This is a genomic window from Desulfitobacterium dehalogenans ATCC 51507, assembly GCF_000243155.2.
Taxonomy (GTDB): Bacteria; Bacillota; Desulfitobacteriia; order Desulfitobacteriales; family Desulfitobacteriaceae; genus Desulfitobacterium; species Desulfitobacterium dehalogenans.
Window position 1 is genome coordinate 3,155,158 of the sequence record NC_018017.1, and the last position, 25,454, is coordinate 3,180,611.

23 protein-coding genes are annotated in these 25,454 nt (G+C 43.5%); 4 read left to right on the top strand and 19 right to left on the bottom strand.

Annotated elements, in window-relative coordinates; translation table 11 throughout:
- Window position 1: 1 nt before the first annotated feature.
- From DESDE_RS15290 to DESDE_RS15315, 7 genes are all read right to left on the bottom strand, one after another.
- A complete protein-coding gene (locus tag DESDE_RS15290) occupies window positions 2-334 on the bottom strand; it encodes an Mbov_0395 family pilin-like conjugal transfer protein (RefSeq protein WP_014794928.1) in 333 nt (110 codons plus the stop codon).
- A gap of 22 nt (window positions 335-356) precedes the next feature.
- Complete coding sequence (locus DESDE_RS15295) at window positions 357-1,880, bottom strand: VirD4-like conjugal transfer protein, CD1115 family (protein WP_050981842.1); 1,524 nt, start codon at window positions 1,878-1,880, stop codon at window positions 357-359.
- Window positions 1,877-2,323 (bottom strand): hypothetical protein, encoded by a 447-nt coding sequence (locus DESDE_RS22595; protein WP_050981844.1) that lies wholly within the window; start codon window positions 2,321-2,323, stop codon window positions 1,877-1,879. Before DESDE_RS22595 ends, DESDE_RS15295 begins: the two co-directional genes overlap by 4 nt.
- 16 nt (window positions 2,324-2,339) lie before the next feature.
- Complete coding sequence (locus tag DESDE_RS15300; protein ID WP_014794929.1) at window positions 2,340-2,996, bottom strand: hypothetical protein; 657 nt, start codon at window positions 2,994-2,996, stop codon at window positions 2,340-2,342.
- Window positions 2,997-3,040: 44 nt separating this feature from the next.
- Entirely contained in the window at window positions 3,041-3,700 is a 660-nt protein-coding gene (locus DESDE_RS15305; RefSeq protein WP_014794930.1) for a hypothetical protein, read from the bottom strand.
- 14 nt (window positions 3,701-3,714) lie between these two features.
- Window positions 3,715-4,563: a Flp pilus assembly protein CpaB gene (gene cpaB / locus DESDE_RS15310; protein ID WP_041917282.1), complete on the bottom strand. Its 849-nt coding sequence runs from the start codon at window positions 4,561-4,563 to the stop codon at window positions 3,715-3,717.
- Window positions 4,564-4,827: 264 nt separating this feature from the next.
- The gene (locus tag DESDE_RS15315; protein WP_014794932.1) at window positions 4,828-5,757 is read right to left on the bottom strand and encodes a tyrosine-type recombinase/integrase; all 930 of its coding nucleotides are present in this window, start codon (window positions 5,755-5,757) and stop codon (window positions 4,828-4,830) included.
- Between the two features lie 126 nt (window positions 5,758-5,883).
- Here DESDE_RS15315 and DESDE_RS20820 point away from each other — a divergent pair, with 126 nt between their 5' ends.
- The 4 genes from DESDE_RS20820 to DESDE_RS15335 all read left to right on the top strand — a co-directional run bounded on the left by DESDE_RS20820 (window position 5,884) and on the right by DESDE_RS15335 (window position 10,341).
- Entirely contained in the window at window positions 5,884-7,146 is a 1,263-nt protein-coding gene (locus tag DESDE_RS20820; RefSeq protein WP_014794933.1) for a hypothetical protein, read from the top strand.
- Between the two features lie 97 nt (window positions 7,147-7,243).
- Window positions 7,244-8,275 (top strand): glycine-rich domain-containing protein, encoded by a 1,032-nt coding sequence (locus DESDE_RS20825; protein ID WP_014794934.1) that lies wholly within the window; start codon window positions 7,244-7,246, stop codon window positions 8,273-8,275.
- A 354-nt stretch (window positions 8,276-8,629) separates the two neighbouring features.
- Window positions 8,630-9,181 carry a hypothetical protein gene (locus tag DESDE_RS15330; protein ID WP_148269926.1) on the top strand — a complete coding sequence of 184 codons (552 nt, stop codon included), beginning with the start codon at window positions 8,630-8,632 and terminating at the stop codon, window positions 9,179-9,181.
- Between the two features lie 83 nt (window positions 9,182-9,264).
- Window positions 9,265-10,341: a glycine-rich domain-containing protein gene (locus DESDE_RS15335; protein WP_014794936.1), complete on the top strand. Its 1,077-nt coding sequence runs from the start codon at window positions 9,265-9,267 to the stop codon at window positions 10,339-10,341.
- Between the two features lie 104 nt (window positions 10,342-10,445).
- Here DESDE_RS15335 and DESDE_RS15340 read toward each other — a convergent pair whose 3' ends face one another.
- The 12 genes from DESDE_RS15340 to DESDE_RS15390 form a co-directional block, all read right to left on the bottom strand.
- On the bottom strand, window positions 10,446-12,014 hold the full coding sequence (locus DESDE_RS15340) for a hypothetical protein (protein WP_158309875.1): 1,569 nt from the start codon (window positions 12,012-12,014) through the stop codon (window positions 10,446-10,448).
- Window positions 12,015-12,097: 83 nt separating this feature from the next.
- A complete protein-coding gene (locus DESDE_RS15345; RefSeq protein ID WP_148269926.1) occupies window positions 12,098-12,649 on the bottom strand; it encodes a hypothetical protein in 552 nt (183 codons plus the stop codon).
- A gap of 329 nt (window positions 12,650-12,978) precedes the next feature.
- On the bottom strand, window positions 12,979-15,891 hold the full coding sequence (locus DESDE_RS15350; RefSeq protein ID WP_014794939.1) for an Ig-like domain-containing protein: 2,913 nt from the start codon (window positions 15,889-15,891) through the stop codon (window positions 12,979-12,981).
- A gap of 81 nt (window positions 15,892-15,972) precedes the next feature.
- Window positions 15,973-16,788 carry a type II secretion system F family protein gene (locus DESDE_RS15355; protein ID WP_014794940.1) on the bottom strand — a complete coding sequence of 272 codons (816 nt, stop codon included), beginning with the start codon at window positions 16,786-16,788 and terminating at the stop codon, window positions 15,973-15,975.
- A 24-nt stretch (window positions 16,789-16,812) separates the two neighbouring features.
- On the bottom strand, window positions 16,813-17,706 hold the full coding sequence (locus DESDE_RS15360) for a type II secretion system F family protein (RefSeq protein WP_014794941.1): 894 nt from the start codon (window positions 17,704-17,706) through the stop codon (window positions 16,813-16,815).
- Entirely contained in the window at window positions 17,687-19,153 is a 1,467-nt protein-coding gene (locus DESDE_RS15365) for an ATPase, T2SS/T4P/T4SS family (RefSeq protein ID WP_014794942.1), read from the bottom strand. The genes DESDE_RS15360 and DESDE_RS15365 overlap by 20 nt, the downstream gene beginning before the upstream one ends.
- Window positions 19,154-19,228: 75 nt before the next feature.
- Window positions 19,229-19,372, bottom strand: a complete 144-nt coding sequence (locus tag DESDE_RS22120) for a hypothetical protein (RefSeq protein WP_014794943.1) — start codon at window positions 19,370-19,372, stop codon at window positions 19,229-19,231.
- 58 nt (window positions 19,373-19,430) lie between these two features.
- The gene (locus tag DESDE_RS15370; protein WP_014794944.1) at window positions 19,431-20,654 is read right to left on the bottom strand and encodes a nucleotide-binding protein; all 1,224 of its coding nucleotides are present in this window, start codon (window positions 20,652-20,654) and stop codon (window positions 19,431-19,433) included.
- Between the two features lie 19 nt (window positions 20,655-20,673).
- Window positions 20,674-21,486 (bottom strand): cellulose synthase operon protein YhjQ/BcsQ, encoded by an 813-nt coding sequence (locus DESDE_RS15375; protein WP_014794945.1) that lies wholly within the window; start codon window positions 21,484-21,486, stop codon window positions 20,674-20,676.
- Between the two features lie 26 nt (window positions 21,487-21,512).
- A complete protein-coding gene (locus tag DESDE_RS15380) occupies window positions 21,513-22,088 on the bottom strand; it encodes a hypothetical protein (RefSeq protein WP_242831263.1) in 576 nt (191 codons plus the stop codon).
- Window positions 22,089-22,099: 11 nt separating this feature from the next.
- Window positions 22,100-24,460: an NHL repeat-containing protein gene (locus tag DESDE_RS15385; protein WP_014794947.1), complete on the bottom strand. Its 2,361-nt coding sequence runs from the start codon at window positions 24,458-24,460 to the stop codon at window positions 22,100-22,102.
- Between the two features lie 78 nt (window positions 24,461-24,538).
- Window positions 24,539-25,405 (bottom strand): hypothetical protein, encoded by an 867-nt coding sequence (locus DESDE_RS15390; RefSeq protein WP_014794948.1) that lies wholly within the window; start codon window positions 25,403-25,405, stop codon window positions 24,539-24,541.
- Window positions 25,406-25,454 lie beyond the last annotated feature (49 nt).

Consider the following 25,454-nt stretch of genomic DNA (forward strand, 5'->3'; position numbering starts at 1 on the left):
TTTAAACATAATAAGATGTAACGACGTTAATGATAACACTTACAAGCTCCACGCCGACAACAGATACCAGCGCCACAAAAACACGTTTATTCCACTGCTTCTGGTCCATTTCGTCTGCAGCGCTACGCCGAATCAAAAAGTATGCTATTACCAGTGCACCAATTATCGGGGCAGCGATCATGAGCGCTGTCGTACCATCGTTTAACATCTTAATCGTGCCGGTAAAAATTTTGCTCTCCTGGATTGTCTCAGCAAAAACCATATCCGGAACCAACAAAAAAACAGCCATTAGAATGGCTGCTAACAATAACGACTTTCTATATTCTTTTATCATCTTACATATCCACCTCTCAAAATCATTTCTCATTGAGAAATTCTTTCATTTCTTGTGCAACAGAAGGAGCACATAAATATTGGTATTGCTTCCAAATGCCCCAAAGTTCAATGTCATTCATTTTCGTAATACGCTGTGGCCTTAGATTTTCACGCCTTTCTCTTAATAACCTGTTATGCTCTTTGTCCCCCATGCCAAACATTTTATTGAAAATAGTCTGTGATATGTCCGGAGCAAACATAATGGCCGGATAGCCACGGGATGTAACCAAACTGTACGGACGATTTATCCGCCTAACTTCGTCCGGAGTCAATAGAGGTCGGCTCATCAAACTCATACTTTCCGATGTAGAGGGAGATGAGTAACGCCCACTAGAAGAACTGATTGAGTACGAAGATACCGTGTACGGTCCAAGTTTTTCTGATATTTCTTTAAGGGTTTCAGGATTATCTGCCTGAAGATAGATCCATTTTTCGCAGTTGTCCCGTAGAATTTTTGCGACTTCTTTGCCATATTTCTCGTCAAGCTGAGCAAAAGATTGTACAAACAAAGAATACCGGATTCCACGTCCCCCACCGGCTGTAAGTGAACTATCTAAAGCCGGCATTTTGACGAAGTTCCCGAATTCTTCAAGAATAAAGTTGACCCGCCTTTCCAGCCTCCCTCCTCTTGCATCCGCAGTCCTTACCAATTCCTCATAGATTTGTGAAGCCATCAAACTAGCCAAGGAATAATAGGTTTTCTTTTCATCCGGAAGGATGATAAATACTGCGGTTTTTTTACGCCCTATTTCGGCCGGATCAAAATCCTGTCCAGAGGTCAAAGAATAAATCATAGGGTTAGTAAAAAGTTTAAGTGTCGCCAAAGCAGCCGTATAGAAACTTCCACGAGTTCTTGTAGGAGCTACTTCAGAAATTGCTAACAACCCTTTTGAAGGATGATTATCCGGCAATCTCTTAACATACTCAACGATTGGCATCTTGCTGTTGATTGTTTTACACATTTCAGCGATAAAATAATAGACATTCGTCATGTTTCGGTATTTATGCCGTTCCGGATCGCGGTTGTCATAGACTACCGCCATAATTGCGCTAGCAATCGTTGAGGCTTCCCCATCATTCCAGATGCGCTCTCCTTTCGCTTCACCAACAAGATTGGCTGTCATATCCCATGTTGCATCAATCGCTGCAGCAAGATCATCATTATCTACCCCATCACAAATCCTCTTCAAAAAACTATAATGATGACTCTTAAGAGGATTCTTAAAGTCTACCGCATAAACTTCATACCCCAGACTTCGTAAATACGGAGCTGTATAGCTATAGAGTTCACCTTTGGGATCACTTAAGATCATACTTTCACCGGATAGCCCTATAAACCCAATAGATATCAAGATAACTGTGCGTGATTTGCCTGATCTCGTAGCACCAATACAGAGAGTGTGGATATCTTCTTTAACATAAGTGATAGACAGTGTGTTTCCCTTCCTCTGTACACTGAGGACAATTCCACCTTCGGAAATATTAAGTGCTAAAGCTGTGCTCAAATGATTTTATCCTCCTTTCCTCTCTTAATAAGCTCACTAATAATGGGGTCTTTCAGCGGTATGGATGCTACTCCAAACGTTTCCGTTTTTTCCTTTTCCGTCATCCACCGGGCAGAACCATGTTGTTTTTGTCCTGCAGCCACAGGCGTTTCTATTGCTGGTGTTACCTGCATCATACGGCTCTGGTACGGTTTATTGGTACTGACAATTAGGAATACCGCAAAAAGCAAAATAAACCCTTCGAAGCATAAAAAAAGCATCAGATGAGATTTCACCGATGCTATGCTTTCTATGCAACTCATAAACGATGGGAAACCAGAATCCATGAACCGCAAAGACTTCGTTTTCAAAAGCAAATGCAGTAACGTCGATAAATAGACACTGATTCCAGTCTGCAAAACGGTGGCTATTCCTGCTACCAACAATCTTCGCTTAATGCTCAAGAAAGCACCTCCTTCACTATAATTCCAATTCTTCAAGTTCTCTCGTCTGCACCCGAGGTACAAGAATGAAACTTATTTTATTGAGGACATTTCCAATATCTTTTAACTCTTCAAACGTTACTTGAGGAGGAGAAATTGTAATAAGTCGGGTTAAGCCTGAGCGAATCACTTTTAGTTCTGATTCATTGAATAGCTTTTCATGATCGATTAGCCTAGCCCTCAATGCAAAATCCTCACAAGCCTTTGAATAGTCACTAAATCTTTTATCCAAGACGTAATAGTTAAGCGTTAATGAACGATATCCTGTAGCAAATTGATACCCCTCCCCAGGGGTTAATCTCGCCGCTAAAACTTGATCATTATAAGCCAAGAGTTTTCTGTACCCCCTCAATTGCTTACCGGAATTACTGCTTTTTATAGGTGGCGACATTTTATACATAAGTACATACTCCGCTGTCTCTTCAGCAATTATCTTGACAGCTTTACTACTCCAATCACCCTTCAGATCGTTATTATTATCAATCTGACAAACCAGGGCATCTTCCCAATAAATATTTGCGTAAGTATAGTTATCATTAATAATCCTGATATCGTAACCTACACATCTGAGCCGTCGAAACAATTCTTCGTACCATGTTTGAGTAAAGTCGGTGACAATTTTATCATAGTTCACGCATTAACTCCCTCCTTCTTCCTTTCATTAACTACTCAATACAATTATTTAGGGCTTGTCATATCCCCTTCCTGTGAAATCGGATCATCCCCTGAAGGAGTTTTTATTTCGGGCTCAATAACAGGCAAACTTAAAGCATTACTTAGGCTTTCAATAATCTTGTTTTGTTCAGTTATTATGTGAGTACCCTCATTGTCTGTAAAAACAAAAGACGGGCTTTGCTGAACAAATTCTGTTGGAGGTCCGACTTGAACGGTCATAGGCAGGGATATATTATTTTCCTGCTGGAATCCTTTAGCCATTTCTTTTGCCTCATTTTGGTCTGTAGTTTTAGCAAATGTACTAACCAATACCAAAGGTTTATGAGGAGTGCTTCCCATCTGATTTATCACATTTTGTATTTCTATAATTACTTGAGCTGAGGACTCATCCCAAGTCGCAAAGAAAAGAGCTGGTATCGCTTCCGTGTCGATATAAACTCTTGCTGCTTTATCTGCTGCGGCATCCAAAACAGGTACTAGACGATAATTTGCATCAGCAATAACACCTTGCGCCGGTACATCTTTTAAGTTGAACTCCTGCTGTGAACCTTCTTTTCCTTTGCCTTGAACGAGCGTCATAGCAGCTAAAGCTATAACGAAGACTACAAGCACTCCGAGAATAACGAGTTTACCTTGCCGAGTTAAATTAAACTTTTTTTCCATGATTATTAACCTCCTTAATTATTACCTACGGGATTATAAATTGGTGGATTGTATGTTCCAGATGTCCCTGGTCCTGTACTAGGTGGCTGAATAGGAATTGTATTTGAATCCGGATTAGGTTGTCTTTGTGGCGGGGATTGAATGTTTTCCGGGTTCATGGTTGAAGGATCTAAATCAGTTTGCTCAGTATTCGTATTTGGTGGAGTTTGTATTACCTGATTTGCCTGAGGTTCGACCACAGCAGGAGGGACCATTGTGTTTGGAGGGCTTTGTATACTGCCTAAATGTGTTTTCGGTGTTGCAAACGGATCAAACATAAGGGATACTTTGCCGGTAGCAAGCTGACTAAATGCTCCCGCGCTTTCCTCAGGGATTGCCAGTTGAACCGCAACAGGCACACTAGCATTAACGCTGCCACTTGTGTTATTGAGATTCGGTTGTATGGGCTGCCCCGCATTGTTAATTACCGAAACAACTCTAACCCCTTTGAGTGAGTTAACCATTTCAGATTGGATTACCTGCCCCCAATTAGATCCATTTCTATCCGGGGTCAAATAGACACTTACGATATCGCCTGGTTTAACAAGACCAGATGTCGTTAGGGAAACCGGGACCCATACGCCAACTTCGCCGGGATAGAGGCCGTTTCGCATAGGTGTCTCTGCAACAAGCCCTTTAACAATTGGCTGTCCAGCTTTAACTGGATATGATAGTGATTGTCCTACCACCTCATCCTTTGAAACGATAACATCTGCTGGAAGTATTCCGGACACTTTTCCATCATCTTTAAGATCTGCTGCGGTGATTACTTTTCCTGGTTCAAGATCGTTGGCCGCAACAACCATACTTGTGACGTCTCCCATGGCTAAACGTCCTCCGAACGTTGCCAGGGCAAAGGTGCTTATACCGACTAACAGAGATAGAGTTAAAGCTCTTGACCTAGCTTTGCGTGTAGAAGAGATTCGAGGGAGTGAAAATGGAAGTTTCATAAATGAGTCACCTTTCTTTCCTTTCTTTGTTCTAAATTCATAAATTAAGAGGACAAACAAATTCTTATCAAAGAATCGCCTGTCCTCTTAAAAACACAGCAGTTTATTGCTTATGTATACCTTGGAAGTTTTATGTGATCATATTTCTTCATCTCCTTTATTTTGTCCAGCGCGCTTTTGCCTCCAGCGCGCCATTTTTCGTACGGCCTTTGCTAGTTCATATTGATTGGACATTACATATCGAGCTGTTGTGGCTATATTTGGCATACCATTCTTCTTCAGGTGACCAGCAACTATGGCCACATCAGTGATTTTCATGCCACTGTTTAATAAATCAGCACAATATGTATGTCTCAAAGTATGATAGGTAAAATAAAATCCTAATTTGTCTCTGAGGTTTTCGACCATCTTTTGCACGGCACGAGTAGACATTTTATGATCAGTATTTTGAGCCAAAAAAACATATCCATCTTTGTCCGTTCTACCGTGAAGGTATTCCTGCAAGAGCTCCACCAAATCAGGAGCCATCGGAACAGTTCTATATTTAAACCCTTTTCCTACTCTTACACGAATCTCACCACCTCTCTTTTTTAGCTTTAAATCTGAAATCCTTAAGTTAGTAACTTCTGATACACGTAATCCGGCACCAAGTCCAATTTCAATCAACACACGTTTTTTAAGGCTTTCAGACTTCATCGCATCTCTAAGCACATCCACATAGTCTTCAGGTAAACTTTTGGGTGCCAACAAAGGTTCTTCAATGTACTGAACCCGTAACGCTGTATTGGTTTTGATAGCGCCTTCTTCCACCCCCCACCTAGAGTAAATTCTAATCACCTGAAGAGCTTTATTTATCGTGGCAGGTTCTTTTTTTGAAATGATTGCCAAGTACGTTCGATAATCGCGAATAAGTCCTGCTGTAATGGTTTCGGGTCCGGTAAAATCAATTTCCCTTTCTTCTTCCACCCATTTGATAAATTGCTTAATTGTTCGTAAGTATGCAAGTATCGTTTTTACGTCATAACCTTGCCTTTCATCCATCCATCTCTCAAATGTGTCTAGATCCATTCTGCTTTTCCCTCTTTCTTCAAATCGTGTCCTTTCAGGCAATAAGCATATTTAACCACAAATTATCCTGTTTTGGACCTGAATTGAGAAAAGAGATCTTATTCCGATTCGTACGCGAACCCTATTTTGGGTGCTACGATTACCGTCTCTGGAGGCTTTGGAGCATCAGTAAGTGGGGCCACAAATGAGAACGGTTACTTCAATTTTGAGGTAACTCCAACCATCGTAGGCGGACCATACACGCTCCATTATTCTGTAACCAGCTCCTCAGGGACTTACACCGTTAGCCAAAATACACTGACTGTTACCCTTGTTCCAGTACAACATGTCCTGGAAGGTGTAACGATCTTGGGTAAAACCGGAACCATGCCTAATATGGCAATTCGTAATCCAAATGGTGTAGGAACCGGGAGAAGCCAAGCATTGGAGTATTGGACCGGCGGAGGCTCCACGGTCTTTCTCAAACCGCAGAAAGGGTTCTATGATGGAGATGACACATGGACTTACTATAATGATTCGAACTTAAACTCCGGTAATATTAGAGCAGGGACAAGCATCTTTGGAGTAAATGGTAACCCTAATGTTGTTAACACATCCGGGGGAAATCTAGTGCCGGGAGGCATATTATCAGGCTATAAAGGGTATTCAAATGGATCTCTAGTTACAGGCACTATTCCTTCGAAGAGTGCAGCGACGATTACTCCATCGAGCGTTAATCAAACAATAACGGCAGGTCAATATCTTTCTGGAACACAGACGATACAGGGAGATCCAGATTTAATTTCGAGCAATATTCGAGCAGGGGTTAACATCTTTGGAGTTAATGGAGATACAAATGTCGTTAATACATCTACAGGAAATTTAGTGCCGGGAGCTATGCTATCCGGTTATAAAGGATTTTCAAATGGATATCTAGTTACAGGCACAATTCCTTCAAAGAGTGCAGCAACGATTACCCCATCAACAGTTAACCAAACGATAGCTTCAGGTCAATATCTTTCTGGAACACAAACAATACTGGGAGATCCGAACTTGATCCCGTCAAACATAATAAGTGGGAAGAGCATATTTGGGGTTGTGGGGACAGCAAAAACTAACACTGGGGTGAAGTATGCAAGTGGTAGTAAAATGTCAGAATTGGATAATGGCTATCAGCGATTAAATATTTCCGGCCTAAGTTTCCGACCATCTTTTGTGTTAGTACAAGTTAATAACTATGGATATCTATTGGGCATGTCCAACTATACTATATATCATGGTCCATATAACACAGGTTACTCTAATACTGGAGTATCAACGGGTTATTCTGCGACATCAGACGGCTTTTCCATCATAGTTAGTCCTGGGATATCTTCACCTCAAACTTGTAGTTGGCGAGCTTGGGAGTAATTTTATTCATTAAATTTCAGATTAAGAAAATGGGGGAATCTTCCCCATTTTCTTTACCTATTTCGATTCGTACGCGAACCCTATTTCAGGGGCTAATTTGACCGTCTCTGGAGGGTTTGGAGTTAGCGTATCGAGAACCACAAATACCAATGGATACTTCAATTTTGGGATTACTCCTAGTGTTATTGGGGGGCCGTATACGCTCCATTATTCAGTAACCAGTTCCTCCGGGAATTACGCTGTTAGTCATAATACCTTAACTGTTACGGCTCCCCTTGTTATACCTACAGATAAGATTCTCGAAGGCGTTTCAATAGCAGGTCAAATCGGCACAATGCCAAATATGGCCACAGCTAATCCCAATGGCATAGGAGTAGGCCGAAGCCTTGCTAAGGAATACTGGACAGGCGGTGGGTCTACGGTTTTTCTAAAGCCACAAAGGGGCTATTTTGATGGAGCCGATACATGGACATACGTCAATGCCCCCAATCTATTACCGTCAAATATAAAACAAGGAGTTAATTTATTTGGTGTAACGGGTACCTACTTGGGAACCGTACCTACACATGGATCAAAAGAATGGACTACTCCAGGAACCTATTCATTTACCGTCCCTGAAGGCGTGAATTCGATTTTTGCGCTAATTCAAGCAGGTGGTGGTGGCGGTGGTGGTAATACCCCCGGTCAGGTCGGAGGAGGAGGCGGCGGTGGTGGTGGTTATGGTGTTTTTTCAATACCTGTAACGCCAGGCCAGATTTTACCTATTGTTGTAGGATCAGGGGGATTAGGCGGCACTATAAATTATTATGATGGTAGTAAATGGACTGGTGCCACAGCAGGACAAGACGGGGGAAACTCATCAGTGGGTTCCTACAGCTGCACGGGTGGTAAAGGGGGATCTCCTGGCGGTAGTTATCCATACGGAGGTCTTGGTGGTATCGGAAATTCTTATGGTAGGAACGGCACACCAGGGACACAAGGCGAATATTATTCGCCATCTAATGGGTTAGGCGGTGCTGGTGGAATGAATAATTATGGAACCGGAGGAATGGGATCTGGTACATATTCGACAAAGGAAAATGGTGACGGTAATGATGGCAGCTGCGGAAGAGTTGTGGTGTTTTGGTGAAGTAGTTTTGGCTCAATCCCATCCTTGAATGGGGTGTTAAATGACCAAAAATAACGACAATGCGTTACCCATTTCGATTCGTACGCGAACCCTATTTTAGGGGCTGCAATTACGGTTTCTGGGGGCTTCGGAGCCAACCATTCAGGGATTACCAATGCCAATGGCTACTTTAATTTTTTGATTACTCCAACCGTTATTGGAGGGCCCTATACACTTCAGTATTCGGTAAATAGCCCCCAAGGAAACTACTCTACAAACCAAAATTCCTTAATCGTTACAGCCCCACTTATTATCCCAGTCGATAAGATCCTGCAGGGCGTTACTATAGCCGGTCGAGTCGGGACCATGCCCAACATGGCAACATCTAATCCAAATGGCATAGGAGTAGGCCGAAGCCAGGCGAAAGAATACTGGACAGGTGGAGGCTCTACGCTCTTTCTAAAGCCGCAAAGGGGCTATTTTGATGGCGTTGACACCTGGACTTATTGGAATGAGCCTAATCTGTTACCATCAAATATTAAAAGTGGTACAAGTATCTTTGGAGTCGAGGGAAATATGCCTCCTGGAAAACGGTCATTATCAATGAATTTCATTTACGATACATATCCAGTTAAAAATCCCGTTCTAAACTTTACAGTGCCCAATGTCAACTTCACTCCATTTTTAGTTTATGCGGATTTTAGTTCGAGTGGCAGCGTAAATGGAACGGGAGGTGGAAGTGGCCCATCAGGAACGTACTTAGGCTCAGTTAGTAATTTAAGTAAAGGAGAAATGCATGCCGCGTCTAATCATGTAGATTTTTATCTTTCTTTCAGTATGTCAGGAACAAATTGTAATGTTTCAATAACGGCCAATCAAACTTTTACTCTTGATAGAGGTAATGTAACAATCTATCTCTTTGAATAAATAAGAGAGTAAGGGAACAGGAGAAAATCCACTGTTTTCTTACTGATTTCGATTCGTATGCGAACCCCATTTTGGGGGCCTCCGTGACCGTTTCAGGGAACTTTGGAGCCAGTCGGTCAGGAGTTACCAATGCCAATGGATACTTCTCTTTTTCAGTAACCCCAACCAATGTTGGAGGCCCTTTTACACTCCTTTATTCTGTGACTGGCCCCCCTGGTAGTTACACGACTAACCAAGGCTCACTTACAGTTACCCCACCTATTTTAGTCCCAAGGGACAAAGTCCTCGAAGGAGTGACTATAGCTGGAGAAACAGGTATCATGCCCAATATGGCCACACGCAATCCAAACGGGATAGGTGTGGGTAGGAGCGTCGCGTTGCAGTATTGGACAGGTGGGAGTTCCACGATTTATTTTAAGCCCCAGAAGGGTTTTTTTGATGGAGTTGACTCCTGGACCTATGTATCTGAACCTAATTTGGTGCCCTCTAATGTCAAGAAGGGGGTTTCCATTTTAGGGGTTACAGGAACTTTGCAGGGTGCTCTACCAACACACGGGAGCAAATCATGGACTACACCTGGAACATATACTTGGACCGTTCCGGAAGGTGTAAGTAGTGTACTTGTTGGAATTTATGGTGCGGGCGGGAGTGGAGATTTTCATCCGGGTGGTTACATTCCCGGTATTGGTAATCGAAGCCCTATCGGTGGGGGTGGGGGTGGTGGAGCATTCGGTCTAGCCTTCGTGGCTCTTACACCGGGTCAAAACATTTCCATTACTGTTGGAGGAGTAGGGGCCGGGACAAAAAACTCTTCCTTTGGAGACCTAATAGTTAATGGTGGTAAATCGTTTAGCGCATATGCACCTATTAATGAGCTTACCTCGGCAAAAGGCGGTGAAGCACCAACGGGAGCTGGCTTTATAGCTGGCTCAAAGGGTGGAGATGCGTATTGGGGTTCTAGTACATCCGTATCTGGAGCCAGTGGTGGCGGTCCTGCAGGTCCGGGGCAAACAAGCGGTGCAGGAGGTCCAACATTTCCAGGTAGTATCTTCCCAGCCGGTGGTTACGGGGGAGCAGACGTAGGCGTGGCCGGTTCTCCGGGCGGTGGAGCAGGATCAAAAGGTACTCCAGGGGATGGAGCTGTATATATCTTTTGGTAAAATGGTAGCGCGATTCCGCTGGCCCCGGACCTGTGTGCTTCCTCAAAAACTTCATTTCAGAAAAGGCTATTGGAAGATCCGATAGCCTTTCTGAAAGCCTTCTGTTAACCTGTAATCGTTGTGCTAATACGCTGGGTCTTGAATATTTTATCGTAATTTCCCCAACCGTCTTGGGGGTATTCCAACCAGAAAAGACTATTGAGCCCATCATAAATAACATTTGTAGTAGCCGAAGTAAGAGCAGTCTGATAGTAAACCTCCTTGTCGGGAGTTAAAACAAATACGCGCATAGAAGTGTACGAATAATAATTGACAGTGATAAACCCATCTGGAGCCACACTAAGGTTTGCCCCATATGTTATGTCGGTGTAACTCGATCCGGATGACCAAAAGTTGATTAAAGGGTATGTCCAAACGGGCTGCATCGTACTTCCATTGATTTTTACTAAGTCAAAATTTGAATTGACAATATAAAGGTATCCAGCTTTTCCGGACATGGCAATGTTATTCCCATAGTTAGTCCATGTATAGTGTGGAACACGCACTGTTGTTGAGCCAATGTAGCTTGAAATTAAATTTCCTCCTTGATTGTATTTATATATATTTGTTCGGGGCTGCGAAGATGAATCAGTGTAGTGGGGGATGAGGATTTCCGAAAGATAGATATTACCTGATGCATCCACATAGGCGTTATATTTTGCATTATTGCCAGGAGCTAAGCTGAGATTAATTGTTGCAACGACGGAAAAAGCATTTGGATCGATTTTCTTTATAGTGCTTCCTCCATTATATCCAACATAAAGATACCCGTCCTCACCGGCAATAAGGAAGGATGGATTAAAGCTACCAGTCGTTGGAAAATCCAAGTCTAATCTTACCTCGCTGAGATCAGCATTTACTTTGTAGATACTATGGAACCATTTATCTGGCCAAGTTGAACTGTTGGCGGATACTACTATTGCATAATAATAGCTTCCATAGGTTATAGGATAATATATTCTTGGGTTGCTCATATAGCTTAACCCCTTTGTTCTACCTGTACTTGAGAACAATGCATTATTACCGTTTCCAAAGTTATGGGATGCTATCCCGACACCGTTAATAAAGTTTGCCCAAAATGGAGAGCCATTGTTACTGTAAAAGTTAGTATTAAGAGTTTTGGTTTCCGGAGTCATGCCCAGGTTCGATAAAAGGACTCTATCACCAATTTCATAACCAGCGGACATTTCTCCTTTAACGCCCAGAATATCAACTCCTTTCTTGATGTTTGACGGGCTTAGGTTAGGCACAGACACATAGGCCCAGGTATCGTTACCATCGTAAAAGCCCATCTGGGGTTTTACAAAGATGGTGCTTCCGCCGCCTGTCCAGAACTCTTTAGCTTGGCTTCGGCCTACCCCTACGCCATTGGGATTTCGGGTAGCCATGTTGGGCATAGTTCCGGTTTTACCAAAGATCGTCACACCCTCTAAGATACTCTGCACGGGGACTACTGGGGCTGCTGTGACCGTGATTGTTCCTTTGGATGTGGAGTAGTTTCCGGATATACTGGAGACTTGAAAATTCAGCATATAGGGACCACCAACCACGGTTGGTTTTATAGATACTGAAAAGAAACCGTTAGTATCTGTTGTACCGGAAGTAGATGTCCCAAAGCCACCAGAAACAGTCACAGAGGCCCCTAAAATGGGGTTCGCATACGAATCGAAATCAGTAAGAAAACAGTGGATTTTCTCCTGTTCCCTTACTCTCTTATTTATTCAAAGAGATAGATTGTTACATTACCTCTATCAAGAGTAAAAGTTTGATTGGCCGTTATTGAAACATTACAATTTGTTCCTGACATACTGAAAGAAAGATAAAAATCTACATGATTAGACGCGGCATGCATTTCTCCTTTACTTAAATTACTAACTGAGCCTAAGTACGTTCCTGATGGGCCACTTCCACCTCCCGTTCCATTTACGCTGCCACTCGAACTAAAATCCGCATAAACTAAAAATGGAGTGAAGTTGACATTGGGCACTGTAAAGTTTAGAACGGGATTTTTAACTGGATATGTATCGTAAATGAAATTCATTGATAATGACCGTTTTCCAGGAGGCATATTTCCCTCGACTCCAAAGATACTTGTACCACTTTTAATATTTGATGGTAACAGATTAGGCTCATTCCAATAAGTCCAGGTGTCAACGCCATCAAAATAGCCCCTTTGCGGCTTTAGAAAGAGCGTAGAGCCTCCACCTGTCCAGTATTCTTTCGCCTGGCTTCGGCCTACTCCTATGCCATTTGGATTAGATGTTGCCATGTTGGGCATGGTCCCGACTCGACCGGCTATAGTAACGCCCTGCAGGATCTTATCGACTGGGATAATAAGTGGGGCTGTAACGATTAAGGAATTTTGGTTTGTAGAGTAGTTTCCTTGGGGGCTATTTACCGAATACTGAAGTGTATAGGGCCCTCCAATAACGGTTGGAGTAATCAAAAAATTGAAGTATCCATTGGTATTTGTGGTTCTCGATACGCTAACTCCAAACCCTCCAGAGACGGTCAAATTAGCCCCTGAAATAGGGTTCGCGTACGAATCGAAATCAGTAAGAAAACAGTGGATTTTCTCCTGTTCCCTTACTCTCTTATTTATTCAAAGAGATAGATTGTTACATTACCTCTATCAAGAGTAAAAGTTTGATTGGCCGTTATTGAAACATTACAATTTGTTCCTGACATACTGAAAGAAAGATAAAAATCTACATGATTAGACGCGGCATGCATTTCTCCTTTACTTAAATTACTAACTGAGCCTAAGTACGTTCCTGATGGGCCACTTCCACCTCCCGTTCCATTTACGCTGCCACTCGAACTAAAATCCGCATAAACTAAAAATGGAGTGAAGTTGACATTGGGCACTGTAAAGTTTAGAACGGGATTTTTAACTGGATATGTATCGTAAATGAAATTCATTGATAATGACCGTTTTCCAGGAGGCATATTTCCCTCGACTCCAAAGATACTTGTACCACTTTTAATATTTGATGGTAACAGATTAGGCTCATTCCAATAAGTCCAGGTGTCAACGCCATCAAAATAGCCCCTTTGCGGCTTTAGAAAGAGCGTAGAGCCTCCACCTGTCCAGTATTCTTTCGCCTGGCTTCGGCCTACTCCTATGCCATTTGGATTAGATGTTGCCATGTTGGGCATGGTCCCGACTCGACCGGCTATAGTAACGCCCTGCAGGATCTTATCGACTGGGATAATAAGTGGGGCTGTAACGATTAAGGAATTTTGGTTTGTAGAGTAGTTTCCTTGGGGGCTATTTACCGAATACTGAAGTGTATAGGGCCCTCCAATAACGGTTGGAGTAATCAAAAAATTGAAGTATCCATTGGTATTTGTGGTTCTCGATACGCTAACTCCAAACCCTCCAGAGACGGTCAAATTAGCCCCTGAAATAGGGTTCGCGTACGAATCGGTAAGCGTACCACTTACGATGGGTAAAGGGACCGACTTTCCTTCTGCCCAGACTTCAGTCGTCGTTGGAGAAACCGTAGAAAGTATTATCGCAGGTGCGCCTGGAGTCACGGTTATACCAACTGTTCCAATCACAGCAGAGTCGTCTTCTAAGGTTGCCATAAGGGTGTGAGTTCCGGCCTTGGTAAGCGTACCGACTGTTGTCTGGACACGTCCTGACGCATCTGTTACAGCCGTTAACGGAGTGATCAAGGAATCACCCTGGGGAGTTTCTATAAACTTAACTGTTTTACCGGCTACAGGTTGTCCGTTGGAATCCTTAAGGACGAATCCCACAGTCCCTATCGACTGTCCCGCTTTGACATTATATTGATCCTGTTCTGGAGTGAGCGTAAACGCTGAAGTTGCCAATACTGTTACCGTGAAGCTCCCACCCGCTAACGGGTTATCCGCACTATCAGCTACGGTTAAGGTCTGAATACCTGGTGTCTGCATTGTTACATGAGTGTTGATCGTCCCACTATGAACGACCGTTGGAACACTCTCTGATAATGCATTGGATCTAACAGTTAGCGTTGTTCCGGAACTGACTGGATTATCGTATCGGTCGCTAATATAACCTGAAATAGAAAGATTCGCCCCCGCATTCAGTGGATTGGGCGTTTGGGATAGATTATTGACCTTATACGGTGCGCCCGATGTAACCACTGTTGTCGCTGTAGGCGAATTTATTGAGCCGTTTGTCTGGGCATAGAATACGTGAGTTCCTGCCTTGGTTAATGTTGCCGTCATTGAGAAATTTCCTTGATCGTCAGTGACGGCTGAAGGCATGGTATCCACCACGTTTGTTCCTGAAACAATTTTTACCTGGGTATTCGCAGCCGGTGGAGTTCCATAGGGACCAAGAACTTTGCCCGAAAACGTAACCGTCGATCCCGCCGATAAGGTCGCTGGGGAGATATTTAACGCAATTGACTCAGGACTGCCTGGTATGACATTTACAGTCTTCGTCGTTGACGCTGACCCAGCTGTTGCAGTAATTGTTAATGAATTTAGCGAAGTTATTCTGTCAACGGAATATGTGAAACTCCCATACTTGGTATTAACATTTGTTGGTGGAATATCTGTGGCATTGCTAGAACTAATAGTAACAACCGTATCATCAGCAACGATCTTCCCTGAAGCATCCACCACTTTACCCGTGACATTGAATGTGTCTCCGATCTGAATTGTGCTCGGGACCTGAAGCGTAATCGAGGCCGGGACGCTCGGCTGAACATTCAACGTAACACTGGCTGAAGCCTTACCACTGACCCCTTGCAAAGTGATTGTACCCTGAGTGGTAAAAGCCACATTGGCCGTATACTTGCCGGAACTATCCGTGGATACAGTTTGCCTTACTCCTCCCCCATTGAGAGTGATTTGTGTCCCCGCCGGGGCAGTATTAGCCCCGACATAAGCCGTTCCGGAAACTATTACTGAAGAATTAGCCACAGGGGATGAGTTTGAGCATGTCATCGTCATGCTGGTTGCCTGGATACTTGTACCCGATCCAGAGGAGGAACCTCCTGAATTGGTTCCCCCCTGGGTACCTCCGAAAATAGAGGAAATATCGGTGCTACCGGACGTATCAGCACCGGAACCGGGAATCAATTGACTTTGAGCAAGAGGTAGACTTCTTTCATAATATTTATGCCATATGGTCCTATCAGAGCCTAGTGCTCTAATGTCCCAGTCATAGCCAATGACAGCCTCAAGACCGCGACTACCGTATGACTGTGGCGTTGTTGTTGCGTTAAGATAAACCTTACCCGGATTTAAGCCGCTTTTTTCGATATAAGCAATCAGTTGTTCTTGCCCTTTTGCAGTTAAAGCACCGTTTTGGGTCATGTTCTGGCCAATGATTTCCAGGGCATGATCCAGCGTGTTCATGATCCGATTTGAGCTGGCCATATAGCCGCCACCGACGATAAAGGTCAGCAATACCGGTAAGACTATTATGAAGCTTACATAATTGCTTACCCCATTCTCTCGTTTTAACTGATAGGCCAGCCTTCTGATCAGATTTTTCAATCTCATCATGGATTCTTCCCTCCAAACTACCTCCAAAAGAAATCAACGATCTATTTTCTTGAACTAAAAAATGATCCAAATCATAGTAACTTATATACGACCTAATGAATCAGTCAGCATATGGTAAAAATACGGAATGAGCCAAAGCACAAAGGTAAAAAAGCCTACACCAGCAATGAGGGTTAAAGAACCAGACATTTTCTTAGTTGCATACTTCACCCTCTTGGCAGCACTTCTCTCAATTTTGGCCGCCATATCTCCAAAAGGATCAGGACTTCCCAAATGATCTGTTGGGACACCCTCCCTGTGATAGGTTTTTAGCTTCATAAGGATAGCACTCATATCCCGATCCCCAATCTTATCCGCCAGCCGATCCAGAGCATCCGGTATCGAGACACCCCCGGCTATTTCCGAATTCAATTCCATCCATGCCACTTTCATAGGGCCATGGAGTATCGGCAGGATAGCCGGTATAGCCTGGGATACCGTATCGCCCACAATTAGACGTATCTTAAGCAGAGTGGCTAAATTGCCCGCTTGAGCGACAACATCCTCATGCCAAGAGGTATACGCTTGATAATACTGCATCCAGTGGATGAGATAAGCGGCACCGCCTCCAAATAAAGCCCATGCTATGCTCCGCCCGGCTAAGCCAAAAAACAGAGCTGCACCTAGAGTCATCAACACCCCCTTAGTGATGTAAGCTTGTGGGGATATACCTAAGCGAAGCAAACGTGACCGCAGCCCATAGGATGTCTTTTTTTCTATCCATGCCATGACTTTATTTTTTATTTTCTGGTCATCCAATCCAAATACTTCATTCCGTCTGACATCCTCTTCGCTGATTCCTAAATAGATAAATGTAAAGGCTGAAAATGAGAGTGCCGCTATCATCGGTAAATTCAAGGTGATTCCTCCTTCTTCAGCAGCTTAAAGTGTTACTCTAAACCGTGAATATTTTCTTAAGCTGTTAAAAATAATCACGGTACCAATGGCCGAAAGGGCCAGCAGCCATCCGAACGTCGTTGGTATAACCAACCATACATCCGGCATAAAACTCCGATAGACCAAGGGACCGGCAAGGGATACTGAAAGAAAAGCAAGCAATAGATTCATCCAAAGTGACACTTCTCCCCGCAGATCACTCTGAATATCTTCTTCTTCCTTGAATTTGAAATCCAGAATATCGAAGCTATCACTTCCTTTGGTTCCCACTTTTTTTACTGTAGTCACCAAATTAGCAAAGAAGAGAAAACTAGGAGTATTAATTTCCTGGGCCATTTCAGTTATCGCCACCTCAATAGACACTTTCGCTCCAATTTTCTTCATATATGTTTGGGCTATAGAATACATTGGCTCTTCTCTCATCAGTAACGCCGCCTGCCATAAAGCTTCGTTGATCGTCCGCCCATTGCCTAACCCGTCAGCCGTCGTGCCAACAAAAATCGCCACTTGCCGATCACGCATATCTAAGAGTCCGGCCGCCTTGCGTTCGTAATACAAACCCGGCAGCTGGAAGCCCACTGCATACATAATGACAGCAGCCACATAGTTTTGGGCGATAGCCAACCATGCAAAAGTCACGATAAAGCCAAAGACAAATGAGAGCACCCTATAACGCAGATAAGGTACTCCCAAAATCGTAAGGCTTTGCAACGTAACGACATTCCCCTTCTTGGCCTTCTCTTCTTTTTTCCTAACACTTTTTACTACTTCCTCTGTCTTCTCATCAAAGGTAAGCCCCTTCTCCTTGTTCTTTTGCCACAAGAAGAAAGCTATAGCCATCGCTAAAGCACTCAGCAGACTAAGCAGAGACCATTCCATCCTTATCCTCCTCAGCATCTTTTTTCTTGGTTTTTCTGGATTTCTTACCCTTATCCTTATTACCAGGAAACTCTGGCACAATAGCCCCATTAATGATCCATTCCCGCCTCTTATCTTCTTCAATGTCATTGACCCATTCGAATGTGTCTGTTATTGGGTCCCAAACAAATATGTCTTTGAATTTCGGAGTATTGCTTGCTTCTAAAGAATTGACTTCGACAATACGAGATATCCGTCGACGACCATCACGTGTACGGGCAAGAAAGACCATGATGTGGACTTGTTCGTGTATAAAGCGTTCCAAGAACTCTTCACTCATGTCATATCCCGCTTGCTTCATCCGCATAATAAGTAAGAAGACAGCCTTTTGAGGATTTCCAGCATGCATGGTGGACACCGCACCATCATGCCCAGCTGCCGAAGTTAAGAGAAAAACAGCAGCCTCAATACCACGAATCTCGGACACACACACTCTATCGCCCCGTTTTCTCATGCTCTCCTCAAACAGAGCTATCATATCCATCTTGTTTTGACCTTGTGTAACAGTTTGCATACTTAAAAAGCGTTTCAAATTAGCGTTGGTTTCCCGAGTATCTTCGAGCATAATGACTCGTTCTTCTGGATCGAAACCACCGCCCTCTACTGTAGCTCCGCCTTCCATCACGGTTCTTACCCAGGTTGTTTTACCTGTACCAGTAGGCCCTAGAATTAACATTGTAGCCTTACCACGAGCAGACGCAAGCATAAAGTGGGCCATATCTATATCAGCTGATCCGGCCTTAATTTGGTCCTCAACGGAGTATTTTTTTGTTTGTTTCACACTTTTCCGGATATTCACTGTGATATGCTCCGTTACAGGCGGACAGGTTGCTTGCACCCGTTCCCCATTTGCAAGTTCCACATTTACACTTGGATTCCCGTAATTTAATGGTCTCTCTGCCTTGGCCATCTTCAGTAACTGGTCCACCCACTGCTGTAGTTCCTCGTCGCTTTCAAAAACTTCATCGTTTTCAAATGGTGGATCTTCTCCTAGACGATATAAAACACCCCCGACTTCAACATCAACTGCGCCAGGGGCATCAATGATAAGCTCTGTGATTTTATTGTCATTCATGTGTTTATCAAAAATACCAAAGCCAAAAAGATTGACCTTCATCTGCTCATAAGCATCTTTCTTCTCAGTACTGGTCAACGATTTTTTTTCAATAACCAATTCCAGGTGGCGCAAGATTTCTTTCTCGTGAGTGTATTTATCAATCAAGAGGTTTCCGGCGCTTTTAATTACATCAGCATTGATTTCATCAAGGATTCCTTTCCAATGCTCCTTCCGGCTGTCATCTTGCTTATTCTTATCCTGTTTCTGTTTTCGCTGACCAGTCACCTTGAGATCAGCCAGATTGACACTTCTTTCTGTTACTTCCAGTGTTTCAAAATCTAGTCTTGGCATGAGCTATTCCTCCTTCATTAAGGTAAGTTCCCGGAACCCTATACCGTTCCGGGAACTTAGATACACTTCAGACATTTAGATCGATGGCACAGAATTAAGCAGGTTTTGCAAAGTATTGTTAAACCAGTTGCCGACGGCTCCCGGTGCTACCGAATTAATAATTAATCCTATCCCAATAACAACTACTACAATAATTATCAGCGTAGCCCAATTGTCCATTCTTTTATCTCCCTTCGTTACTCATTTTTCGTCACTAAAAAAGCGTTTTGTTCAGATATTAGCAAAAGAAAAAGCTAAGAAAACCTTTCCGCTTTTTCTTAGCTTTCCCACCGGGTCCATCACCCTTGGTGCCTTCGATTAAGTTTATAGCTGAGGCATCACCTCCCAAATCCATATTAAAAAAGACCTTGCGCCAGGAAGAATCCGAAGGAATCTCAAACTTAGCCCGGTTAATCATTCTGTCATAGTGCTCTACATCTGCAGAGATTGAACCGAGCAAAGGCAGTCCTAACGCATCAGCCATTTCTTCCGGACTAAGCCCATTTTTCTCCGGCACTTTATTGACAAGCAGCCGGTACTTCTTCGGCAAATTGCTGAACTGCTCTACTTCCTGGCACAGCTTCAGGTGTTTTTGCAAGGCATCCATAAGAATATCCGTTGGCTCAGCTACCAGAACCACTTGATCCACCGCCTGCAGCACAGAAAACGTCATAACATCACGCAATCTTGGCGGCAGGTCGTATAAAGTTAAGTCGAATTGTGAATTAGCCCAAGTAAAGAGAGATGACACATTCTGCATGTTGCATGATAATCCGTTAAATGTACTAACCATTGGTACAACCTGTATTCGACCGACCTTCTGTACAATTCGTTTTATGTTTTCCGAGAAAAACACTTCATCATCCCATACCGCCTTTTCTAGCGAATCAAGTCCCTCTTGTGCAGGGGACTTTCCCAGATAACGTAATACTCCTCCTTTGTCTTCATCGGTTTCAATTAAACCGACATTGATTCGTGCTTGTTCAGCAAGCTTTGCCAGATGGACAGCAGCTGTTGTCTTTCCTACACCACCTCCTGGGGAAAATAATGCCACAGACCGTACCGGCGTAAATTTGTTTGATCTTTTATGCTTTGCTTCGCTTTCATCCCAATCCCAATTTAATTCCTCATTTAGGTCACCGCAATTATCTTGCAGTAGGGGTTCCAAAAAACCGTCTACGCACTCCGGCAAATTCCCCGTCAGCTTTTGATACGTCAACGCTTTATCCGACGATGGAATGGAAGCTTTACCATATAGGAGGGCAATTTCACCTTCTATTCCATCCAAAAATCTCATGTCGTCTACGCATTTCCGGTAAATAATAAAAGCATCAGCTTGAACCTCTTCTACCCCGTGAAGATCCAGCTGAAGCTTTGCCGTTACTCCGTACTTTTCATTTAGATACTCACATAATCGAGTACCTATATTTTTATCTGGGATAATTACTATAACCGTTTTCATTCAACAACCACCTTTTTTGCTAAAATACTCTTGCTGAAGGAGCACTGATTAGATTATGCAGTAGCTCTTCAGCAATAGATTGAACATTTTGTGGAACCTTATCACCTTGCTCCATACTTTTCATCGAATTTTCCCATGGAATGCAATAATTAATTTTTTGTTCAATAATCCCTGCTAGTTGTGCTGAATCTTTTGATGAGTATGCTTGGTTTGCAATCCAGATTAATTTGTCGCTCAAATTTGCGTATCTGGTTTGCTCATAAAAGCGAATGGCTGCGTCTATTCCCATATCTGTTGGCCGGAACAAAGAAACGATATGATCAGCATCTATCAACGCTGCGCGGGATAATGCATCACTTAGAAGATTTCCGGCATCAACGACCATAAAGCCGGTACCCGCCATCTTCCTAGCAAGTCGCAATAATTCCAAGGCTTCTTCTTCTTTCCAGGCCCATTGAGTATTATAAGGAGCACCGGATCGGGGTAATGTGCTTAGGCCTTTTATGATGTTCACTTTAATATCTTCCAATTCACTATTCATTTTTTCACGGTTCTTACTTATTGTATCAAGGCCATTGTTCGCAGGTCTTTTCCCCATAAGGCGCAAAAAGCTTCCTCCGCTTGCTGCTGCCTCAACAACCAGCACTGTAAATCCCCAACGATGTAAGGTTTTAGACAGAACCGCCGTAAGGCAAGACGTACCTACTCCTCCCTGTGTTCCATAGACCGCTATAGTTTGATTTGCGGCGATCACCCCAGGACCCCCGGTTCGTCCCCTCACAAGACGATCAAATAATCCTCGCTTGTTCATAATTGTTTCAGCGTACTCCATAAATGACCTCTTCCTTTTTTATTTTTTCAGCGAGCCAAATTCCATGCTCCGGTTGAAGCATCATAAGAATTAGAGCTGACCATAACATAAATTGGGATTGTCCACCGTGTGAATACTGGGATAAATCCCATATCAATTTTAATGTGCATATCCATTTTTATATAAACACTTGTACCTGGTACTGGATTCGAAAACTCTGTCGGAGGTAATGAGCCACGGTCACTTTCGCCAAAAGTTTCTAAAGACCTTATTGTATAAGTGTTACGCGGCCAATCCTTCATTTGGTCTTGTAGAATACTGATAAATTCATTCTGAAAAGCTCCGGCATTCGAGACTTGTACACCATTGTTAGTTGTATCAGGGATTGCATGGTTTCCGAAGGCCGTTTTTGCAGCTACCTCAATTCCATAACTGAGATTTGTAGCCATGGCTTGTATCTTACCAACATAGGAGAAGGCAGCATACACGGCTAAAAGGGTGGATATAAAGAAGATAGCAAGTATATAGATTGGTGGGCCGCCATGTTCGTCACTAAATCGCGAAGCTTTGTATTTTTTAATGAGATACTTAAAGATATTTATCACCCCCAGTTCATTCTTCACCCTTAAAGACTTTAAGGTTGCCATACAGGAGTACCTGGGTCATGAATTTTTTGATTAAAGATATACAGGTCAGTCCCTGTTATATCCAACGTTGTTCCAGCATTCCCGCTGGCTTCATAACTTCCTGATGCCCAGTAATAAAACACACCGAATTCCGTGACATAAGGCACTTGATAGATATAGTTCACATGTACAGCGAAGGGTGCGTATATATAATTTGTTTCCATGACAGTGTTATCCGGTATAGGTGGTGGGTATCCTGCCCAATCTACGGTGTATTTTATCGTGCCAACAAGACCATTGAGAGATAAATTAATATCCTCTTCTCTCCTCTTAATTTCCACCTTACCGGTGCCATCCCAACCGATTTCTCCCCGGGGAGTATGAACCCATGCCTTGGTAATATAAGCACTTGTGACCTGTGCATTGAGTAGCCCCCGTGGCGGCGGTGGCTGATCGACTGTTAAGGTGATAGCCAGCTCATTTCCATATTTGGCAGTACCCGCAGGCTGAACGGTATTATTTCTTCTCCATGCCTCGATTTTTAGTTTTCCGGACAAATTCCCTGGCGGCGGCAAAGGAATGGGATTTACCTTGAACTGTGTTGTGGCTGTTGCTGTCTTACCGCCGGGTTGTGTTGCTGTTAATGTAACCGTATAGACTGCATCAGCCCCGGTATAATTATTGGGGGCATTCATCACTCCCTGCCATGTTTCCGGTGACCGGCTCCACTGACTTAAGTCCAGATCAACCGTATTTTCCCCGCCATCAGTAATATGAGCTTTCACACTCTGGGTTAGGTTCTCCGGAAAGGGCAAGCCTTTGATAATGACCTGTTCCCCACTGTTGACTATGCCCGGTGAAGCTGTCGCCTTAAGATTATAGTCAGCCGGTGCCCAAATCTCGACGCAGCCTTGACTATTCAGGCCGTAATTCGTCCAAGCACAAACGAAGTGTAAATCTGAGCCATCCACAGAATCGACACCAACATCGGCGGCAACCGATGTATAAGTCGCGGAGACAGAACCAAGTGTTTGCCAGTAATCCTTAAATTCATCGCCAAAGGTTGCGGATGGATTAGTAGCTGTCATGGGATTGGTAACAAGTAGGCCGTTTGTTGTATCGGAAGCAAGAAAAATCGTACTGGTAGATCCGTTACTCACTACTGCTGGTGAATATAGTCCTGAAAACCGACTTGCCCGAATCCGCATGGAACCAAATGAACTAAGAGGTGCTACGGTAATCGTAGTATGTGCATTTCCGATCCAGATCACGTTTTGCCCATCTATGGCAATGTTGGAGATATTGGACCGGGCTTTATCCATGGCAGACAGATCCTTTGCCTCAAACACTCCATTGGCATTCATCCTGTAAATACCTCCCCAATGGTCCGGTACAAAAATATGCAAATTCGGAGCAATAACCGGCGAGGAATCTATAGGGCCTTCAAAGAAGCCACGGACCGTTGTAATCTCACCTGTCGTAGGATTCATGATGATGAGACGGTTATCCCCACTCCCATAAGCTGCTACACCGAATACAGCGGCTCCGGTGCCGCCCACCACTGTTGTGCTGGGATTCCAGGCCGGGGAGGATGTGACGATATCGTTAGTGGCGCGGGAAGTGTCCATTATGGTGTTATATCCTTTTCCTATGAATTGTACATTCACAGGTGTATAAAGGGGTTGAGCTAATACCCCACCCGACCATGAACCAACAACGGCGAAGGGAGTTTCCCACGTTATTGTTTCCCACGTGAGCATGTTTGTCCCACTTGCAGTTAAAGGTGGAGTAATTAAAGGGGAGGATGCAATTAATTTTATCGCGTTCCCCGAATTGCCTTGAATATTCTTATTGAAAACATTTGAAGTCCTATTGCCATTTTCATCAATTGTCCACCAGTACAGATACTCACCCACAGCTATTGCAAGATACCCATCCTTAATAGTTGGCCCGGAGATCCCAGCAGCTGCATCACGGCCTCCACTTGATCCAACATCAAATGTAGCAATTAAAGTTGCATTTAGTGATATTCCATTGCCTGGTTTCCATGTGGCATCCGGCTTTTTAAGTTCAATTCGGGTAAGGTAACCTTTGCCTTTCTGATCATAGGTAAATTGATAAAGATTGCTTCCTACAACGGCCGGAGTGGTATTAGAATACTGCCGGTTCCCGTTCCATGACGGGATTTGAACATAGTAGGGATTGTTATTGTACTTAAGGTCATTGTATTGAGGGTCAACGACAGTATTATTTCTTGAGATGTTGGCATTGTGAGTGTAGTTATCTGCCCCAAAGACATTAGCCGGTAGAACAAGAGATAGACAAAGCAAAGTAACAACAAGGGCCATGGTCCATTGCTTTCTGTGCAAATATATGACCTCCTTTCACACTTTCGGCAATAAAAAATCACCCTCCTCGATTCTGGAAGGTGAAATGATGTTATTGAGTTATGCTTTTTTTCTGATAAAGACAGCTCCAACCGAAGCTAAAACCACAACAGCTACTACGACTCCTAACCACATCATGAGATTAGTATTAGACTGCTCCGGCTCTGGAGCTTGCACAGGAATGCTGGCAACGGGGACCGGTGGTTCATTTACTTTTGGTGGATCTTGAGTAACAAGCTTTTGATTCTCGGTTACCATCTCTTCAGTCATAGGTGTATCTGGTGTTTTTACCGTTTGCCCAACTGAATCTGACGGATCAGCTTTCGGCTCTGATTCAGATTGTGTTGGTACTGTTGATAAATTAACTGGCTCAGTAACCGCATTGACCTGTCCTGTATTGATCGGAAGTTCTGGTTCTGGTTGTACTGGAGCTGGTTCAGCTTCGGCTAGCGGTTTAGGTGCCGTTGTTTCTGCTGGAACAGTATAACCGCCTTTTTGAAGCCAGGCAATCTGATCATCATTTAATGCTGTGGACTCAGGTGGGATGCTTGCCCCACCCACTTCTGCAGGATTAAAATTCTGAGATTTCATAGCCGCAAGAACATTAGGAGCGAAGTTAATTGTTGTACCGAGAATTCCACCTTCACCACCCAAGTTCGGTCCATAGCCTTCCTTATAAGCTTGTAGAATAGGTTCTACCGGATTAACTTTTTTCCATGATGAGTTGTATGGGATAGATATAAACAAATCTGTTCCAAATCCATCACTATAACCGAACGAAATACTTGTTCCGTTCCCATTGGGTCCTGCAACCCATCCCTCAAGCGTAACGCCATGAGGAACGCCTCCTCTAGCTAACGCAACGCCTGGCAATAACCCTATTAGCAAAGCAACCGTAATAACTAAAGCCTTAATTTTCTTGGTCATATCTTTTCCCCTCCTTATAGAAACAACCACTTATCTGGAGATATGTGAC

What these genes read in the sequence shown, in the direction of transcription:
- DESDE_RS15290 (WP_014794928.1), bottom strand. Translation starts at nt 334, where the DNA reads ATGATAAAAGAATATAGAAAGTCGTTATTGTTAGCAGCCATTCTAATG.
- DESDE_RS15305 (WP_014794930.1), bottom strand. Translation starts at nt 3,700, where the DNA reads ATGGAAAAAAAGTTTAATTTAACTCGGCAAGGTAAACTCGTTATTCTC.
- cpaB (WP_041917282.1), bottom strand. Translation starts at nt 4,563, where the DNA reads ATGGGAGACGTCACAAGTATGGTTGTTGCGGCCAACGATCTTGAACCA.
- DESDE_RS15315 (WP_014794932.1), bottom strand. Translation starts at nt 5,757, where the DNA reads ATGGATCTAGACACATTTGAGAGATGGATGGATGAAAGGCAAGGTTAT.
- DESDE_RS15330 (WP_148269926.1), top strand. Translation starts at nt 8,630, where the DNA reads ATGGCAACATCTAATCCAAATGGCATAGGAGTAGGCCGAAGCCAGGCG.
- DESDE_RS15345 (WP_148269926.1), bottom strand. Translation starts at nt 12,649, where the DNA reads ATGGCAACATCTAATCCAAATGGCATAGGAGTAGGCCGAAGCCAGGCG.
- DESDE_RS15350 (WP_014794939.1), bottom strand. Translation starts at nt 15,891, where the DNA reads ATGATGAGATTGAAAAATCTGATCAGAAGGCTGGCCTATCAGTTAAAA.
- DESDE_RS15360 (WP_014794941.1), bottom strand. Translation starts at nt 17,706, where the DNA reads ATGGAATGGTCTCTGCTTAGTCTGCTGAGTGCTTTAGCGATGGCTATA.
- DESDE_RS15365 (WP_014794942.1), bottom strand. Translation starts at nt 19,153, where the DNA reads ATGCCAAGACTAGATTTTGAAACACTGGAAGTAACAGAAAGAAGTGTC.
- DESDE_RS22120 (WP_014794943.1), bottom strand. Translation starts at nt 19,372, where the DNA reads ATGGACAATTGGGCTACGCTGATAATTATTGTAGTAGTTGTTATTGGG.
- DESDE_RS15370 (WP_014794944.1), bottom strand. Translation starts at nt 20,654, where the DNA reads ATGAAAACGGTTATAGTAATTATCCCAGATAAAAATATAGGTACTCGA.
- DESDE_RS15375 (WP_014794945.1), bottom strand. Translation starts at nt 21,486, where the DNA reads ATGGAGTACGCTGAAACAATTATGAACAAGCGAGGATTATTTGATCGT.
- DESDE_RS15390 (WP_014794948.1), bottom strand. Translation starts at nt 25,405, where the DNA reads ATGACCAAGAAAATTAAGGCTTTAGTTATTACGGTTGCTTTGCTAATA.